At 62.4% G+C, this 16,261-nt stretch carries 19 protein-coding genes; 9 read left to right on the plus strand and 10 right to left on the minus strand.

All coding sequences use genetic code 11. The features are described 5' to 3' along the window. Positions 1-216: 216 nt before the first annotated feature. Positions 217-342: a hypothetical protein gene (locus FGF80_RS19805; protein WP_006186327.1), complete on the plus strand. Its 126-nt coding sequence runs from the start codon at positions 217-219 to the stop codon at positions 340-342. Positions 343-406: 64 nt separating this feature from the next. Here the strand turns inward: FGF80_RS19805 and FGF80_RS14445 are convergent, their stop codons facing one another. From FGF80_RS14445 to FGF80_RS14450, 3 genes are all read right to left on the minus strand, one after another. Then, positions 407-733, minus strand: a complete 327-nt coding sequence (locus FGF80_RS14445; protein WP_138654789.1) for a TRAM domain-containing protein — start codon at positions 731-733, stop codon at positions 407-409. Positions 734-833: 100 nt separating this feature from the next. Beyond that, on the minus strand, positions 834-971 hold the full coding sequence (locus FGF80_RS19295) for a hypothetical protein (RefSeq protein WP_175417042.1): 138 nt from the start codon (positions 969-971) through the stop codon (positions 834-836). A 730-nt stretch (positions 972-1,701) separates the two neighbouring features. Continuing rightward, positions 1,702-2,151 carry a hypothetical protein gene (locus FGF80_RS14450; protein ID WP_238705302.1) on the minus strand — a complete coding sequence of 150 codons (450 nt, stop codon included), beginning with the start codon at positions 2,149-2,151 and terminating at the stop codon, positions 1,702-1,704. Positions 2,152-2,743: 592 nt separating this feature from the next. Here FGF80_RS14450 and sppA point away from each other — a divergent pair. The 3 genes from sppA (at position 2,744) to FGF80_RS14470 (ending at position 5,966) form a co-directional block, all read left to right on the plus strand. Next, positions 2,744-3,739: a signal peptide peptidase SppA gene (gene sppA / locus FGF80_RS14460; protein ID WP_006186331.1), complete on the plus strand. Its 996-nt coding sequence runs from the start codon at positions 2,744-2,746 to the stop codon at positions 3,737-3,739. A gap of 153 nt (positions 3,740-3,892) precedes the next feature. Next, complete coding sequence (locus FGF80_RS14465; protein ID WP_138654793.1) at positions 3,893-5,191, plus strand: DUF373 family protein; 1,299 nt, start codon at positions 3,893-3,895, stop codon at positions 5,189-5,191. A gap of 49 nt (positions 5,192-5,240) precedes the next feature. Further along, complete coding sequence (locus tag FGF80_RS14470) at positions 5,241-5,966, plus strand: diphthine--ammonia ligase (protein WP_006186333.1); 726 nt, start codon at positions 5,241-5,243, stop codon at positions 5,964-5,966. Between the two features lie 83 nt (positions 5,967-6,049). Here FGF80_RS14470 and FGF80_RS14475 read toward each other — a convergent pair whose 3' ends face one another. Further along, positions 6,050-7,024: a sugar phosphate nucleotidyltransferase gene (locus tag FGF80_RS14475; RefSeq protein WP_138654795.1), complete on the minus strand. Its 975-nt coding sequence runs from the start codon at positions 7,022-7,024 to the stop codon at positions 6,050-6,052. A gap of 149 nt (positions 7,025-7,173) precedes the next feature. On the opposite strand from FGF80_RS14475, the gene FGF80_RS14480 reads away from it, so the two are divergent. Both FGF80_RS14480 and FGF80_RS14485 read left to right on the plus strand, forming a co-directional pair. Beyond that, positions 7,174-7,464, plus strand: coding sequence for a transcriptional regulator (locus tag FGF80_RS14480; RefSeq protein ID WP_007107758.1), 291 nt, complete (start codon positions 7,174-7,176; stop codon positions 7,462-7,464). A gap of 191 nt (positions 7,465-7,655) precedes the next feature. Beyond that, entirely contained in the window at positions 7,656-8,024 is a 369-nt protein-coding gene (locus FGF80_RS14485; RefSeq protein WP_049908162.1) for a DUF7344 domain-containing protein, read from the plus strand. On the opposite strand, the gene FGF80_RS14490 is transcribed toward FGF80_RS14485, so the two are convergent. Further along, complete coding sequence (locus tag FGF80_RS14490) at positions 8,021-8,467, minus strand: Rieske (2Fe-2S) protein (protein WP_138654797.1); 447 nt, start codon at positions 8,465-8,467, stop codon at positions 8,021-8,023. The two genes, FGF80_RS14485 and FGF80_RS14490, sit on opposite strands and share 4 nt — an antisense overlap. 174 nt (positions 8,468-8,641) lie before the next feature. Then, positions 8,642-9,514 carry an aminotransferase class IV gene (locus tag FGF80_RS14495; RefSeq protein ID WP_006186337.1) on the minus strand — a complete coding sequence of 291 codons (873 nt, stop codon included), beginning with the start codon at positions 9,512-9,514 and terminating at the stop codon, positions 8,642-8,644. Positions 9,515-9,808: 294 nt separating this feature from the next. Between FGF80_RS14495 and FGF80_RS14500 the strand changes: the two genes are divergently transcribed. The 3 genes from FGF80_RS14500 to FGF80_RS14510 all read left to right on the plus strand — a co-directional run bounded on the left by FGF80_RS14500 (position 9,809) and on the right by FGF80_RS14510 (position 12,176). Next, entirely contained in the window at positions 9,809-10,447 is a 639-nt protein-coding gene (locus FGF80_RS14500; protein WP_138654799.1) for a hypothetical protein, read from the plus strand. After that, positions 10,440-11,420 (plus strand): hypothetical protein, encoded by a 981-nt coding sequence (locus tag FGF80_RS14505; protein WP_138654801.1) that lies wholly within the window; start codon positions 10,440-10,442, stop codon positions 11,418-11,420. The genes FGF80_RS14500 and FGF80_RS14505 overlap by 8 nt, the downstream gene beginning before the upstream one ends. Before the next feature lie 537 nt (positions 11,421-11,957). Beyond that, a complete protein-coding gene (locus FGF80_RS14510) occupies positions 11,958-12,176 on the plus strand; it encodes a HalOD1 output domain-containing protein (protein WP_138654803.1) in 219 nt (72 codons plus the stop codon). 44 nt (positions 12,177-12,220) lie between these two features. Here FGF80_RS14510 and FGF80_RS14515 read toward each other — a convergent pair whose 3' ends face one another. From FGF80_RS14515 to FGF80_RS14530, 4 genes are all read right to left on the minus strand, one after another. Further along, positions 12,221-12,895: an anthranilate synthase component II gene (locus tag FGF80_RS14515; RefSeq protein WP_138654805.1), complete on the minus strand. Its 675-nt coding sequence runs from the start codon at positions 12,893-12,895 to the stop codon at positions 12,221-12,223. After that, complete coding sequence (pabB, locus tag FGF80_RS14520) at positions 12,879-14,435, minus strand: aminodeoxychorismate synthase, component I (protein WP_138654807.1); 1,557 nt, start codon at positions 14,433-14,435, stop codon at positions 12,879-12,881. The genes FGF80_RS14515 and pabB overlap by 17 nt, the downstream gene beginning before the upstream one ends. Before the next feature lie 164 nt (positions 14,436-14,599). Further along, positions 14,600-15,337 carry a helix-hairpin-helix domain-containing protein gene (locus FGF80_RS14525; RefSeq protein ID WP_138654809.1) on the minus strand — a complete coding sequence of 246 codons (738 nt, stop codon included), beginning with the start codon at positions 15,335-15,337 and terminating at the stop codon, positions 14,600-14,602. Positions 15,338-15,408: 71 nt separating this feature from the next. Then, positions 15,409-16,212, minus strand: a complete 804-nt coding sequence (locus tag FGF80_RS14530) for a shikimate dehydrogenase (protein WP_138655547.1) — start codon at positions 16,210-16,212, stop codon at positions 15,409-15,411. Positions 16,213-16,261: the final 49 nt, after the last annotated feature.

Consider the following 16,261-nt stretch of genomic DNA (forward strand, 5'->3'; position numbering starts at 1 on the left):
GACGATCGGGACCGATTTTCCGCTCCCGTTCCCGCTCCCGGGTTCGTGCTCGAGCGGCTGCCGACTGGGACCCCGCCCCGCCACTCCCGGCTCCGATGGTCTCACGCTCGAAGACGCCCAGGTCCCCGCTCGCGTCACCCACGAGCCCTCGACTCGCCACGGCCGTTTCGCTAAACGGACCATCACGTTTAAGCGATCGAATTACGATCACCGCCTATGGACGACGAATTCCTCGACGGCGAATCGCTCACCGGACGGCAGGCGGGACTGATCTTCATCGGCTTCCTCAGTTTCATCGTCCTCTCCGGGGTGGCCCTGGTACTCCTCAGAGGCCTGTTCTAACTCCTGGGCCGTCGTTCGACCGACTCGAGTCGGCCGATGAGCGACCGGTTCTCCGCGGGCGGGCTTACGATCCGGGTTCGACGAGATCCGCTTCCCCATGGGCCTCCTCGACGGTGGTCACGCGAACCGTGGCCTCGATCGCCGCGATGTCCGCCTCGAGAAAGAGGACGAAGCCGCTTTCGGTCTTACAGACGAGCGTACCGTCGGACTGCCGGTCGACGATGTCGACGGAGACCTCGTCGCCGATTTCGGGCTTTCCGCCCAGGGGATCACCGCATCGCCAGCACTCGGTGTCGTACTCCGCTGTCCCTTCCGGCGCGTTGTTCGCCCCGCATCGGGGCGTCTCGCACTTGATGAACGAGTCGTGTGTCCCCGGCTGATAGCGTCCCACGTCGCCATCGATGCGATTGCTTCGTAAAAGGGTGCCGCTGGCTCGCCGTCACGGCCGCGGCCGATGAGGACTGCAGTGTCGCCGTGCAGTTCGCCTCAGCTCACGCGACATCCGGTGCCGAAATGAAGCGGCGGGCGAACGTGTCCGATTCCGTTTCGGAACTGTTGCTTTCGGGACGCAGGACACCGTCGATCACCCTCGGATAGCGATTCAGCGTCTCCCTCCCACGCCTCGTCATAGTTTTATCGGGGTCGGAGTCATCGAAAAGGTCCCGCTGTCATCCGTTCACCGGACGATCGCATACCAGTTCCGTTTCAACGTACGGAACGCGAGCGACCGCTTCGGGGACCCGTTTGATCTCGAGGGTCGTGTCGGCCGAAAGTTCTCGACCGGCCACCTGTTGTATCTCGGTGAAGAACTGGCGGACCGGATAGCGATGACGTGGCTTGTCGAGTCGATTGGTTCTAAACAACCGCCATCCAGCATATACTCGGCGTATAAAGTACACGCATGTCCCTGTCTGAGGGAGAGTAATCTACCACTTTAATATTGCCCGATAGGACATAACGTATGCCTTGAAAGTATTTAATCTGTATTATGGTTATTGAACGCATATCGTCGGCATGATACTGCTGGACAACCCGAGCCGACATCTGATTGGCTTACTACGAGAGAGGCGGAGACCTCTATTACCGGTAGCCTCTCGTGGTGTCCACGAAGCACAGCAGGGTTGAACAGGCAGTCTCGAGTCAATAGGAACTCTCGGTGTGAGAATCCGCTGAGTACCTGCCGATCAAAACTATATAAAATGTCATACTATCGTCCGAGAAAGGCCACTAGAAAGCGTCGTCAGGATGAAGCTGCCAAAAACATAGGAACAGGTAGATGAAGAGATTGATTTACAATAATGGTGAGAAAATGTGGGTATTTGGGTATGATTCGGATTATCCCCGGACTCTGTTGTGCTTCTACCCCTCCTGAAGGATTTCGGAGCCAGCAGGTGTGTCTAGTTCGACTTGCAACCCGGCATCTGCCTTCCACCACTCGTCACCAGCCGGTCGGTTTCCGTCTTCAGTGTCGAACTGAATCTCGTCGTAGTACGGGCTCTGACCCTTGACAGTGCCTTCAACGGTGGTTTCGCCGTTGTTCCTGGTGACATCATCGTTGCCGAGAATACCATTCTCAACGTTATTCAACGTTGCATCTTCATCAGGCACAGTCACTTCGTAGGTGAGAGTACCGTCGTCAGGTTCCGTTTCGAATCGGATTGCGAAGGACTCCGTGCCTGTCGGCTTGACGGATTCCTCATCCTCGGAAGATTCGTCTGCTGCTACTACTCCGGAGATACCCGCTACTCCCACTGCAGCGGCAGTGATGTTACGAACGACACTACGTCTGGTTATATTATCTCGACCCATTCCAATTAGATATACTACAATATAACTATTAAATCTTGTGCCAAACTAATAGATGGTATTCAGATACGCTGATTCGGCACCGTCTAGTTAGCGCAGTTCGAGAAGTGAGCAGGTCATAGAGTTGGTTGGAATGATGTTCGCAGACCTACTCAGCGAGAGCACCGCCGCTGGAAACGAGTACACCGATGATCCCTCCGCTAACTGCAGCTATAGTAGCAACTGAAATGATTGACACACTGATCGCAACGCCGTCGTGCGATCAGGTGTGCATTGACTTTCAGTTGCTACTATAATGTCCCCCGTCGTATCGTGCTCTCCCACGCACTCGGTGACGGCACCGACCGCTCCGAGACCGGCCGCGACGAGGAGAACGTCCGTATTCGTCTCGATTCTCCCGAATCGACTGGTGATGGGAGCAGACGCTCCGAGGACGAACAGCCCGCTGCCTGCGACGAGTCGTTCTCTCCTTCGACGGCCCATCGATTAGTAATCTGTTCGCCGTTAGTTTATACTATCTAACACGTTTTCTTTCGGAACGTCAACGCTTAACGGGACCCGCTCCCAGATATCGGTATGACTCGAGGTGTTGTCCGTGGTCAGTAGCGGCGGGATGAATCGACTTCTGACGGTCACCCTCGGTGGGCTCGCCTCCGCGGTGGTCGCAATCGCCCTGTTCATCGTCTACCCCGAGACGCTGACGGACCTGTTGGGTGTGCTGGTCGCGCTCGCGGCCGTTCTCGTCGGTCTGCGGTTTGCGAGCAACGCCGCCGATTCGCTGTATCCGACCTACGACGTCGCCGAAGTCGCCGTCGAGGGTCCGATCAGCCGAGACGGCGGTGGCGGGCCGCTCCCCACGACGCCGGGCGCGACGCCGGCCGACGACGTCGTCGAGCAGATCGATCGCGCGAACGAGGACGAGAGCGTGCGGGCGCTCCTCGTGAAGCTGAACACGCCCGGTGGCGAGGTCGTCCCCAGCGACGACATCCGCCTCGCGGCCGAGCGGTTCGACGGGCCGACCGTCGCCTACGCGACCGATGTCTGTGCCAGCGGGGGCTACTGGATCGCCAGCGGTTGCGACGAGTTGTGGGCGCGCGAGGGGTCGATCGTCGGCTCGATCGGTGTCATCGGCTCTCGAGTCAATGCCAGCGACCTCGCCGAGAAGGTCGGCCTCTCCTACGAGCGGTTCGCCGCCGGCGAGTTCAAGGACGCCGGCACGCCGCTGAAGGAACTCGAGGACGAGGAACGCGAGTACCTCCAGGGCTTGATCGACGACTACTACGACACTTTCGTCGAGCGGGTCAGCGACGGCCGGGATCTGGACGCCGAGTTCGTCCGGGACACCGAGGCCCGGATCTACCTCGGCGAGGAGGCCCACGAGATGGACCTGGTCGACCATCTCGGCACCCGTCGAGAGATCGAGGCCGAACTCGCCGACCGCCTCGACACCGACGAGGTGGCCGTCGAGGAGTTCGAGCCCGAACGGCCGCTGATGGCCCGCGTCGGCGCGGGAGCCCAGCAAGTCGCGTACGCCTTCGGTGCCGGAATCGCCGGCCTCGGCGACGGGCGCGGGTTCCGACTGCGGAGCTGATTTCGACGCGCTCGCGGGGTCGCCGCGGTCGCTACGGTCCCCGCGGCCGGTGTGAGCACCGTTCGCCGGTCGAGCGAGTTCGGACCGGATATCGCCGCGACCGTCTCCGAACGAGTAAGTGGTTTTATCGTCGCACAGAATGCATCGCCTACCGTGACAACGCTGGTCGTCTGTCTCGACCGGACCGACGATGTCGGCCGCAAGACCGGTCTTCGGTCGCCCGTCGTCGGCTGGGAGGCAGTCCGCGCGCTCGTGACCGATGTCGGCCTCGCGGACCCGGAGGACTCGGGGGTCAACACCTTGCTCGAGTCGCTCCGGGTCGCCCAGAACTTACGCGACGAAAACGAGGAGGTCGTCGTCGCGGTCGTCTCGGGGGACCACGAGTCGATGGTGTCGGCCGATCGAGCGGTCGCCGAGCAACTGGACGACCTCATCGCCGAGTACGACCCGGAGTCGGCGGTCGTGGTGACCGACAGCGCGGAGGACGAACGGCTGATCCCGATCGTCGAGAGCCGCGTCCGGGTCGACTCCGTCGATCGAGTCGTCGTCCGGCAGGCCCGCGACATCGAATCGACCTACTACCTGCTCAAGCAGTTCCTCGCCGACGAGGAACTGCGACAGACCGTCCTCGTTCCGATCGGGTTGACCCTGCTGGTCTTCCCGCTGCTCGCGACGACGGTCGGCCCTGCACAGGGTGCGGCCGCGATCACCACCGTCATCGGCCTCTTCCTGCTCTACAAGGGGTTCAACGTCGACGAACTTCTGGCTCGAGCGGCCCGGCAGACCCAGGAGTCGCTGTACTCCGGGCAAGTGTCGGTCGTCACCTACGTCGTCGCCGCGGGACTGACGTTCGTCGGCCTGTTCGTCGGCGCGCTCAGCGTCTCGAACCTCGGGGAGACGCCGGGGGTGGTGATTCCGGCGACGCGGTTCGCCTTCGATAGCATTCCCTGGCTGGCGATGGCCGCGCTGACCGCCAGCGCCGGCCGACTGCTCGACGAGGCGATCGGTGACGAGCCGATCCGGAGTTCCTTTCTCAATCTCCCGTTTATCGTCCTCGCCGTCGCCCTGGTCGTCCGCGGGTTCTCGGCGTACTTCCTCGAGCAACAGGCGGTGATCGATCCCGTCGTCGTTCCCGCGAACGAGTTCGGCATCGTCTCCAACAAGCGGTTCGTGCTGGCCGCGGGCGAACGACTCGCCCTGTTCGTCGTCACCGCGATCCTCGTGAGCCTCGTCGGGGCGCGTGTTGCGGCCTCTCTTAGCGGCTCGAACGAGGCCGCCGAACGGGGCGACGGCGGTTCGGAGACGGCACTCGCCAACGGCGGGCAGGCGGACACGAACGGCGACCGCGAACCTGAGGCCGGAACCGACGCGATCCCGGAGCGGCGCGACCCCGAACTCACGGACGGGGGAGACGCGAACGCGAACCCAGGCAGCGGCGATCGAGATCGGTGACCCGTCCCTGACACGGTATTCATTTACCCGCGCCGAGCGACCACCGACTATGAGCGACGCAGACGGTGCGTGGGTGAGTCTCTTTTCGGGCGGCAAGGACTCCGCATGGGCGCTGTACCGCGCTCTCGAGGCGGGGCTGCCGGTCGAGCGGCTGGTCACTGTCCACCCCGCGGGCGACTCGTACATGTATCACGTTCCCGAAACGGAACTGGCCGCGCTGGCAGCCGAGAGCATCGGTATCGAACTGCTGGATGTCGAACCCGCGGACTTCGAGGCCGACGCGGCCACCGATTCGGGCGCACAGGGCGACGCCGAACTCGAGCCACTCGAGGCCGCGCTTGCGGAACTCGATCGCGATCTCGCGGACGGTATCGCCGGTCTCACGGCCGGAGCCGTCGAGAGCGAGTATCAGACGAGTCGCATTCGAGGGCTGTGTGATCGCCTCGACTGTGACCTGTTCGCTCCGCTCTGGCAGGAACCCCCACGTGACCTGGCCGACGCGATGCTCGCGGCCGGGTTCGAGATCGAAATCATTCAGGTCGCGGCCCACGGCCTCGACGAGTCGTGGCTCGGGCGAACGCTCGACCGGGACGCGATCGACGAACTCGAGACCCTCCACGAGGAGTACGGCGTCCACATTCTGGGCGAGGGCGGCGAGTTCGAGACGTTCGTCGTGGACGGACCGCACATGGACCGGCGGATCGCCCTCGAGTACGAGACGGAGTGGGCGGGGACGCGGGGACGGGTGCGGGTCACGAACGCACGACTGGAATAACGGCTCTCGCGGCGTTCGTCACGGCTTCCAGCGAGTCACGTCTGAGCAGATCGGCCGGCTCGAGCCGCTCTTCGAAGGAGCAGTTACCGGTCCGAGCCGTTGGTGATCGTCGTGTGGGCACCGATGAGCGCTCCCGCGAGGTCGAGCTCCTCGATGTGGGTCCCCTGATCGATGATCGAGCGCCGAATGTCGCCGTTGCGTACCGTCGCGTCCGGGAAGATGACCGTGTGCTCGAGATCGGTATCTGCCAGAGTTACGCCGTCCATGACGTGGACGTTCTCGCCGATCGTGGCGTCTTCGAGCGTCGCGGAGTCGGCGACCAGCGAGTCACCGTCCAGATGCCAGGCGACGGCGTCGAGGTAGCTCTCGGGAGTGCCGATATCGAACCACGCGCCCTCGAACGTGAAGGCGTAGGTATCTTCGCGGTTCTGGAGCCACTGGACGAACCAGCCGGGCTCGTCGGGGTTGTTGCCGTCCTCGAGATAGGTCGGGAGGAGGGACAGCGAATCCTGGGGGAACGCATAGCAGGCGATCGAAACGAGCGTGCTCTTCGGATCGTCGGGTTTCTCCTGGAAGTCGACGACGCGGTCGCCCTCGAGTTCGACGAGCCCGTAAGATGTCGCTTTCTCGCGGGAGCCCACGTCGTAGGCGGCGAGCGTGGGGGCCGCTCGTCGTTCGAATTCGTCGAGGAACTCGTCGATGTCGAAGCTGATCAGGTTGTCGCCAGCGATGACCAGCAGGTCGTCGTCGACGTTCTCGCGGTCGATCAGTTGGGCTAGGGCACCGACGACGCCGAACTTGTCGTCTTCCTCGGTCGTCTCTTCGATCGATAGCTGCGGCTTCTCGAACTCGCTGTCGGCGAGATGAGCCTCGAAGTCGGGCGCGAACCGCTCGTTCGTGCTGACGTAAACCTCCTCGATCCGGTCGTCAGCCTCGAGTTCCGAAAAGATTCGATCGATGACAGTCGACTCACCGATCGGGAGGAACATCTTGGGCCGATGCTTGGTAATTGGCCACATTCGCGTCGCGTACCCGCCTGCAAGGACGACGGCCTTCATGACCCTGACTTCATTTGGTGCCGGTAAGTTACTTGCCCTTTCAGTGGGCTCGTATCGCGATCCGGCCCGGTCGCCGAATCGCGACGCAGCTGTCGGACCAACGGACGTACTGCCGTGAGTATAAGTGCGAGACCCGCGTGACCCAACGTATGCGCCAGGCCGACGAAACGACGCGACAGAAGCTCGCCGACGCGCTCCGTGCCGAGCCGGCGACGCCGAGCGAACTCGCGACCCAGTTCGATCTCACGCCGCACGCGGTGGTCCGGCACGTCGAACACGTCTCCCAGTCGGTCGACGGAACGGACGAACGGCTGCTCGTCGCGCCGCCGACCTGTCGGGACTGCGGGTTCGACGACTACGACGACCTGTTGAACCTCCCCTCGCGATGTCCCGACTGTAAGAGCGAGTCCGTCGACGAGCCGACGTTTACCATCGAGTGAACCGGACGGTCATCGTCGACGGACTGTCAGCACCCTCGATTATTCAGTCTCCAATCCGATACTAATATTTATGGTGCAGGTGAGAACCCGATACGAACTCTCGAGCGAACGGCGGCGACGCGGTCGTTCGACGGCGACCGTCGTCCGTGTTCATCGCCGCGGCCGTTCGACTCGAGCCCTACGGAGCACATATGACTTCCAGATCCCACCCCGAGCGTGACTGCGTCGAGTCCGTACAGGCAGTGCTCGACTGGCTCGACGGGCACGACGGGGTCGACGCCTCGACCGAGTCGCTCGACGGCGCATTCGCTCTCCTGGCCGACCAGCGTCGCCGCCTGTTGCTTACCGTCATGCGGACCTACGGCGAGGAACTGACGCTGCCGGACGCGGCCGAGGAAGTCGCCGTCCGCGAAACGGGGCGCAAGGTGACGAACATCCCGGCCGAGCGGGTCAGAGAGGTGTATCTCTCACTCTACCACGACCACCTGCCGCGGCTCGTCGACGCCGGCCTGCTCGAGTACGATCAGGAGCGGGATCTGGTCGCCCCGGACGCGGTCTAGAACTCCACGTTCGAGGTCGACGCTCGGTCGAGATCGTCGCTCTCGAGCGGTCCAGGACCGACGAACTCGTAGTCCGCGTCGGTCAGGTAGACGTCGCCATCCGAGACGGTGATCTCGAGATCGGTGAGGTACGCTCCCTCGCAGGGGCCGAAGGTACAGCGTCCGGAGTCGGCCGCGAAGTACGCACCGTGGTTCGCACAGACGAGTTCACCGTCTCGCATCGGTGCACCCGAGCCCTTATCGAGTTTGATGTGCGTGAGATGCTGACAGTAGTTCAACCAACAGGCGATTCCGTCGGCGTTCGGGTCGTCACCGTCCGTCGTCGCCGTCCCGTCGGCGACGAGAATCGCTTCCCGTTCGTCGCCCGAGTCGTCGACGACACGAAAGAGGAACGTCGAGTCGTCTGGCACGTCCGCAAGCGCCGTGATCCGTCCTGCATTCATTACGCGCCGATTACCGGTCGGACATCCTGAACGTTACGACCGCCGCGAGCAACCGTCTGACTAACTTGCACCCCGTTTCCGACTTCCGCCACCGATGGACCCCCGTCTCATGTACCGATCCTATGGCTACACGAGGCGGGGGTCTCGGCTGTCGCGCATATCATCGAGGGCGCGTCACTCGTAGCACAGGTTCTCGACGCGGTCGTCGTACAGGCCTGCCAGCCGGTCCGTCACGGGACCGCCGCCGATCGCCCGTCCATCGAGCGTCGCGATCGGGCGTAGTTCCCAGGTTCGATTCGTGAGAAACGCTTCGTCAGCCTCGAGCACGTCGGCCGGCTCGTATCGCCCTTCGCGGACCGGCATCCCGGCCTCGCGAGCCAGTTCGAGCACGATATCGCGGGTGATCCCCGGCAACACCGGACCGTCGGTCGTCGGTGTGTGGATCACGTCGTCGCGGACGAAACACAGGTTGCTCGTCGCACCCTCGGCGATCCGGCCCTCGAGATCGCACAGCAGCGCCTCGTCGCTGTCGGCCGCGAGTTCGACGCGCGCGAGAATACCGTTCAGGTAGTTGTGGGTCTTGGCGGCGGCGGGGATCGACGCGTCCGGCACCCGTCGCGTCGCGACGGTTTCGACCGTCGCCGGGCCGTCCCAGACGGGGTCGCCCTCGAGTCCGCCCCGCGGCAGCGGTTTCACGTAGATTACGACCGTCGGCTCGACGTCGGGCTGGGGCGTGAGTTTTCCCGGCTGGACGCCGCGGGTGATCGAGAGCCGAACGTAGGCGTCGGCGAGGTCGTTCGCCGCGAGCGTCTCGTCGATCCGGCCGCGGAGGTCCGCAGCCGACAGCCCGTGCTCGAGCGAGAGCGCCTCGCAGGTGCGCTCGAGGCGCTCGAGATGGGCGTCCCACGCGAGGATCGTCCCGCCGTAGGCTCGCAGCGTCTCGAAGGCGGCGTCGCCGTAGCGAAAGCCCCGGTCGTCGACGCTGACGGTCGCCTCGCTGGCGGGGACGAGATCGCCGTCGACGTGGTAAATGTAGTCGTCGGTCATGGCGGTGGATCGTCTCGTCGTGGCACTCGGAGGTGTATGAAGGTGCTGTCTGCTCGAGATGGCTTCGATCCGGTCGTCGTTCTTCGCTTTCTCGAGTTGCCTCTCCGCTCGTGATTGCCGGTGTTTCATCGCCTGATTCGCGAAGTTGGCTGGCTCCGCGAGACGATCGTCGGTTGATAGACACACGCGTTTCGAATTGGATAGAGTGGAATAGGGCAGCTGAGAAGAATATGATCTTGAAGGGAAATATATATCTGATCAAATGACAATTGACCTGTAGATGAGTGTTCGGCTATGACGATTACAGAAGGAGATTATGAACAGTATCAGGAGACTGTTGATGGCTTTCACTCTCAACAAGTACCTGATTCCTGCCTCCCAACAGCGTTAAAAAATATCCTAGATGAATTTGCAGAACGCGCTGGCGAATCTGGGCTTGAATTTAGCCTTCGGCAACTAAACAATATTTGTGATTATAATAAAGGGATGGCATCAACTGCAGAATTTGTTCCAGAACGTCTCGAAGATAAGGTAGGAGATAATGGGTATACAGCAAAGGTGGCCATCAATCTTGACATGAGTGAATTGAGCAGCATAATCGACGGAGACAGTTCTTCCTATCCAATTGTTGAGTTAGATCCCTCTTATTTCGATACGATTGACGAATGGGACCCTAGACCAGGTGTTGATGGACGGAACTGGCCTCACATTATCGTCCCATTTAAGGTCAATACTGACTCTGTTCTGTATCACGATCCATTTGACGAAATGATGGTTCGATCGTCATACGTTGATAATCCGAAATGCGAGATATCTATTGCCGAGTTTTATGATCTCTGGAGTGGACAGGCACAGTCAAGATGGACAATGTGGGTCCAAGAAAAGCCACAGACTACACTCGATCAAATTGCCGCAGGTGATTCTAGTGAGTAAATCGGAAGATCAACAGAGAAGTCCTCCATCAACAGGAGACCGACTTCGCTTCTCGAACATCAATGAACTCCAAAACCAAGGTGAAGCCTTACTCAAGCACCGATATGGCAGAGGGATTTATATCCAAAAGGTGGAGGAAATTGATGGCGGAAAGTACATCATCTCATTAGGAAACTCAGTCCCCAAGGACTTAAGTGACTCATTGGAAAAAGATGGAGTTATAAAGTTTCTGAGCTTCAGAAACATATATAATTTAGAAGCAGAGCCCACAAACAGCCACTATATAGTTGAGCTACCCGATCGAGAAGAAATCTATGAGGGGTTCCAAGAACGTCGTGAAAATATAGTCGATCAATTGGACTATTCTGTCGCTAAGAGCATCTATAAGAATGTACTTCACTTTGGAGAGGTAGAGAATCAACTTACTCCTATTCGGCAAATTCTACGATGGACCCATGAACGCGGTCCAGTTGCTGAAAGCCGAATTAATGCTAATCAGAATTCAAATCGAACTATTCGGTATTTGGAAGTTCTCGAGGAACTTGGATATATTCGCAGACAGGATGGTGAAGTTCACTCAGGGGAACGGATGGACTCAGGGGTCATACAGGATATATTAGATGATAGTAATGATGATATTGGTGTAGTTGAAGCACTTATGGGAGATCTCGTCCAGCGGGGATATCATACTCTCCGAGACAGGTGCGACCTTAGAATGCTAAGCCATTATCCTCAGTTTGCGGGGGCCTATTATTACGATGCCGTACAACGTGGTGATAGTGATCTTCATCTTGACATGGCTGCTGTTCGAGATAATCTGAATGATCAATATAACCGTGATTTTGGTGAATTATATATTGATGATAAGATGGCACAACTCTCGCAAGTTGATGTGATAGAAAAAGACGGTAACTATGTAACTGCAAACGATGAGGTGTTTTCAGAGGTTTCCCAGCAGATATCCATGGCGTGAAATATAATAAAACGCGACACTCAATCATCTGGCAATTATTTCACATTATCCGAATTGTTGTTTAGACTGACTGGATTAGTGAACCTCTGATCCAGTTGGAACTCTGGGACGAACCGCGGCCGTCGTTCCGTCTCTCGAGCCACCATCACCCAACCAGTCAATATCCTAACGTTCTTTAGGGTAGATTGCGTAACGCACAGACGCGCACGAAAGTGCGCAAGAGCCGGAGTGCACAGGACCAACCAAGCCCTCCGGCTCACACACGGCCCCCGCGTAGCGGGAGCAATCCACCATTGGCGTTGGCGAAATAAAGACCTGCCGACGTACCGCCGACCCAGTCGTAGCCGTCGCTGCATCTCTCGCTGGATTGTGTTCCGCTCCGTCGGGGCCTGTACACGGAGCTACACATGGTTTCGAACGTCACGATCCACTGCGACTGTGGTACTGACATCCACACAACGACCGACGAACCGACGAGGTGTCCGGACTGCGAGGCAGCGTTCGCACTGACCGTCGTCGAACTCCCCGAGACTCACGATGCATTCAGCACTCACAACGGCTCTCGATCGTATCGCGGCCCGTAAGGGCTGTGACCGAGCGGCGTTGCCGCCGCTGTACGACGCGATCGATCCCGAGGCGCTGGCCGCCGTCCTCGAGTCGGACGCGGACGTGACTGTCCGGTTCGAGTACGCGGGCTCCCGCGTCGTGATCGGTCCCGACTCCGACGAGGTGGTGGTGACCGATCCGGATCGGTAACCGGCACCGATCCGGCCGCTCGAGCGACGATTCCGGCGGCCCGATCACGCGTCGCCTCGAGCGGCGACCCGACGGAAGTTCTCGATCAGCCGCTTGCCAAGTGCGAGCGAGATCTCCTCGCCGCTCCCGTCCTCGCCGGCCGCGCCTGGGTCCGCCCGCGTGAGGATGCTCTCGGGATGGAACTGCACCCCGAGGTGCGGTTTCTCGCGGTGGCGGACCGCCATCAAAACGCCGCGCTCGTCGGTCGTTCGGGCGGTCTCCGCGAGCGTCGCGGGCAGGCCAGCGCGCTCGACCGACAGCGAGTGGTAGCGGCCGACCTGAAACGTCTCCGGGAGGCCGTCGAAGAGTCCCGTCCCGTCGTGAGTGATCGTCGACGGCTTCCCGTGGACGACCTCGGGGGCGTGGCCCACCGGCGCGCCGTTGGCCGCACACAGCGCCTGATGGCCGAGGCAGACGCCCAGAATCGGAAACTCGGTTTCCGCAAACAACGGGATCGAGATACCCGCTTCCTGTGGGGTACCCGGCCCGGGCGAGACGATGATCCCGGTCGGCTCGAGGTCGCGAACGCCCGCGAGATCGATCTCGTCGTTTCGCCGAACGAGCACCTCGTCCGCGACCTCGCCGACGTACTGGACGAGGTTGTACGCGAACGAATCGTAGTTGTCGATCACGAGTATCCGCTCGCTGCGGTCGCCGTCCGCGTTACTCACGCCGGTCACCTCCGGGTGCCGGCTCGAGTCCCAGATCGGCCCGCTTGCCGAGCGCGTCGTCGACCGCCGTGATGAGCGCGCGGGCCTTGTCGAGGGTCTCGTCGTACTCGCTACCGGGATCGGAGTCGTGGACGATCCCCGCACCGACCCGCAGGTGGTACTCGTCGGCGTGACGGACCAGCGTCCGGATGACGATATTGAGGGTGGCGCGGCCGTCGAAGCCAAAGATGCCGACGCTACCCGTGTAGGGGCCGCGCCGAGTCGCCTCGAGTTCGTCGATGAGCGCCATCGTCCGCGGTTTCGGCGCGCCGGTGATCGTGCCGCCGGGGAACGTCGCCGCGATGGCGTCGGCGAGCGACTCGTCCGAGCGCAGTCGCCCCGTCACGTTCGAGACCAGATGCATCACCTCGGAGTAACGGTCGATCCGTCGGTACTCCGCGACGTCGACGGAGCCGTACGCACAGACTTTCCCGAGATCGTTGCGCTCGAGATCGACCAGCATGGCGTGCTCGGCCCGCTCCTTCTCGTCGCCGAGCAGGTCCGCCTCGAGCGCGTCGTCGGCGGCGGGCGTCTCCCCGCGCGGTCGGGTGCCGGCGATGGGCTCCGTTCGGACGAAGTCGCCGTCGCGCTCGAGCAGCAGTTCGGGGCTCGCGCTCACCAGCGTTGCCGACCGGAACTCGAGCAGACAGGAGTAGGGGGCCGGGTTGACCCGTCGCAGGGCGTCGTAGGCGGCGACCGGATGGACCGCGGCGGGCGCGACCAGTCGCTGGGAGATGTTCGCCTGAAACGTGTCGCCGTCGCGGACGGACTCCTTGACTCGCCGCACCCGCTCGGCGAAGGCCGCCCGGCCGCACTCGCTCTCGAAGGTCGCCGTCGGGCTCGAGACCGGCGGCTCGCCGATTTCGGGATCACCGTCGCGGACGGCTCGCGCGAGTTCGAGCGCCCGCTCGCGGCCGCGCTCGTAGGTCGCCTCCAGGTCGGCGTCGGTGCCGACCTGCGGACAGGCCGTAATTCGCAGCGTCACCTCGCCGTCGGTCGGTTCCTCCCAGGCGACGAGTCGGTCGTAGACCGCGACCTCGAGACGCGGCAGTCCGCGGTCGTCGACGGCCGAGTCGGGCAACGCCTCGAGTTCGCGGGCGATATCGTACGAGAGCCAGCCGACGGCACCACAGGGGTAGGGCACGTCGCAGTCCCCGCGGGCGATCGAGTCGCCCGCCAGCAGTCCCTCGAGCGCGGCCAGCGTCGGCGACCCGTCGTCGTCGGGTCGCCGAACCGCGTCGGAACCGACGGTGAGCCGGTCGACGGGGTCCACGCCGAAGTAGCCCCAGCCGGGCTGCCCGCCGGTCGTCTCGAGGAACACGGCTCCGTCGGGTCCGTTGCGGGCCCGCCGATAGGCGAGAAACGGGTCGGCAACTGTCACGCGGACTTCGACTGGAACGCGACAGCCGGTGTGTGTCGTCGCACCGTCCGCCGCCGACGCGTCCCTGTCGCGGTCGCGAGCGGCGGCGCGAAACGCGTCCGGCGTCGTCACGACATGGGGATCGCTCATGGGTCTCGAGACGAAACGAGCGAGTAATCCTCTTGCGATTTCCGGGGTAGCGATCCCACGCCGAACGACGGAACGAACCGTGACCGCCAACGGCGTGCCGGTAAAGTGACGAGTACCGCAGAGTGAGACGAATCGGGAGTGGACTCGGGGTCGGTGGCAGGCCGTTACCTGACTTCGGCGCGGTCGATCCAGCCCTGAATGCGCTTTTCGGAGATGTCGGTCCGGTCGGCCAGTTCGGCGGCGTCCGCGTCGGCCAGTTCGCCGACGGTGTCGACGCCGGCACCGGCGAGACGGTCGGCGTAGGCCGGGCCGATTCCTTTGATCTCATCGACCGGTTCCTGGGTCGTCTCGTCGGGCTCGGTGGTATCTGCCGTGTCGTCGACCGACGGATCGGATGCGGTATCCTCGGCTGCGGCGTCGGCGTCACCGGCCGTCTCGGACTCTATCTCTGCCGTCTCCGCCGTTTGGGAGTCCGTCTCCGCGTCGTCGGTCGCGTCAGCGCCCGACTCTGATTCCGAGTCCGGTTCCGACTCCGCCTCACGTTCGGGTTCGGGTTCGGTATCGGGTTCCGCGTCCGTCTCGACGGGTTCCGATTCCGCGTCCGTCTCGACGGGTTCCGATTCCGCGTCGGCGTCGGGCTCGGCCTCCTCGATGGGCGATGGCTCCGCCGGCTCGGTGCCCTCCTCGGACTCCGTCGCCGACGCCGCACTCGAGTCGCTTGCGGCCGTTCGTGACGGCTCCGGGGTGATGCCGCCGGTCGCGGGTTCGGTTCGATCGGTGTCTCGTCCGTCGTCCGTCGACCCTTCCCGTTCGACCGTTACCCCGACCTCTCGAGCGCCTCCGCGCTCCGAGTCCGACTCGTCGAACCCCAACAGGGACTTCAGCTTTTGGAGGATTGCCATTATCTCGTGGTAGTCGGTTCCACCACTTAAATTCGCCTGATACTGACAGGGTTGCGACCGAGTCGCCGGCGCTACAGTCGCGAGCGCAGCGCTTCGTTCATTACGTCGACCGGTGCGTCCCGACCGGTCCAGATCTCGAAGGCTTCGACGCCCTGATAGAGCAGCATCCACGCGCCGTCGATCGTCGTCGCCCCGGCGTCGGCCGCATCCCGAAGCAGTCGCGTCTCGAGCGGGCTGTAGACCGCGTCGAGCACGGCGACCCCCTCGTGGAGCGCGTCCTCGGGCACCGGCGTCGCGTCCGCGTCCATCCCCACGCTGGTCGCGTTGACCAGCACGTCAGCGTCCGCCAGCAGTTCCTCGAGGGCCGCGAGCCCGTGGCCGGTCGCTCGGGGGACCGCCGCGGCCAGGTCGTGGGCCGTCGACTCGGTTCGATTGGCGACCGCGACCGTCGCGCCGGCATCGGCGAGGCCGAAGGCGATCGCTCGACCGGCCCCGCCGGCACCGACGACGACCGCCTGCTCGCCCTCGAGCGCGACGTCGTGCTCGCGAAGCGCGCGCAACGCGCCGATGGCGTCGGTGTTGTACCCCGTCGGTGGTCCCGAGCCGGAGAAATCGATCGTGTTGACCGCGCCGATCCTGGTCGCCAGGTCTTCGGGCGCGACGAGTTCGAGGGCCGCTTGCTTGAACGGGATCGTCACGTTTAGCCCTGCGATCCCGAGCGCGTCGGCCCCGCGGATCGCGTCCTCGATGTCGTCCGCCTCGGGCTCGAAGGTCGCGTAGCGTGCCTCGAGTCCGAGTTCGTCGTAGGCCGCCTCGTGCATCGGCGGCGATAGGGAGTGACCGACCGGGTTACCGAGCAGACCGTATACGTCCATAGCCATTGCTCTCTCACTCGTTTCGGCAGGGATATAATCGGTCTGGCTT

Origin of the sequence: Natrinema pallidum, from assembly GCF_005890195.1 — an archaeon.
Taxonomy (GTDB): Archaea; Halobacteriota; Halobacteria; order Halobacteriales; family Natrialbaceae; genus Natrinema; species Natrinema pallidum.

Coding starts and splice junctions, on each gene's coding strand:
- FGF80_RS19805 (WP_006186327.1), top strand. CDS start 217: ATGGACGACGAATTCCTCGACGGCGAATCGCTCACCGGACGGCAGGCG.
- FGF80_RS19295 (WP_175417042.1), bottom strand. CDS start 971: ATGACGAGGCGTGGGAGGGAGACGCTGAATCGCTATCCGAGGGTGATC.
- FGF80_RS14450 (WP_238705302.1), bottom strand. CDS start 2,151: ATGGGTCGAGATAATATAACCAGACGTAGTGTCGTTCGTAACATCACT.
- FGF80_RS14470 (WP_006186333.1), top strand. CDS start 5,241: ATGAGCGACGCAGACGGTGCGTGGGTGAGTCTCTTTTCGGGCGGCAAG.
- FGF80_RS14475 (WP_138654795.1), bottom strand. CDS start 7,024: ATGAAGGCCGTCGTCCTTGCAGGCGGGTACGCGACGCGAATGTGGCCA.
- FGF80_RS14480 (WP_007107758.1), top strand. CDS start 7,174: ATGCGCCAGGCCGACGAAACGACGCGACAGAAGCTCGCCGACGCGCTC.
- FGF80_RS14485 (WP_049908162.1), top strand. CDS start 7,656: ATGACTTCCAGATCCCACCCCGAGCGTGACTGCGTCGAGTCCGTACAG.
- FGF80_RS14490 (WP_138654797.1), bottom strand. CDS start 8,467: ATGAATGCAGGACGGATCACGGCGCTTGCGGACGTGCCAGACGACTCG.
- FGF80_RS14495 (WP_006186337.1), bottom strand. CDS start 9,514: ATGACCGACGACTACATTTACCACGTCGACGGCGATCTCGTCCCCGCC.
- FGF80_RS14500 (WP_138654799.1), top strand. CDS start 9,809: ATGACGATTACAGAAGGAGATTATGAACAGTATCAGGAGACTGTTGAT.
- FGF80_RS14510 (WP_138654803.1), top strand. CDS start 11,958: ATGCATTCAGCACTCACAACGGCTCTCGATCGTATCGCGGCCCGTAAG.
- pabB (WP_138654807.1), bottom strand. CDS start 14,435: ATGAGCGATCCCCATGTCGTGACGACGCCGGACGCGTTTCGCGCCGCC.
- FGF80_RS14525 (WP_138654809.1), bottom strand. CDS start 15,337: ATGGCAATCCTCCAAAAGCTGAAGTCCCTGTTGGGGTTCGACGAGTCG.
- FGF80_RS14530 (WP_138655547.1), bottom strand. CDS start 16,212: ATGGACGTATACGGTCTGCTCGGTAACCCGGTCGGTCACTCCCTATCG.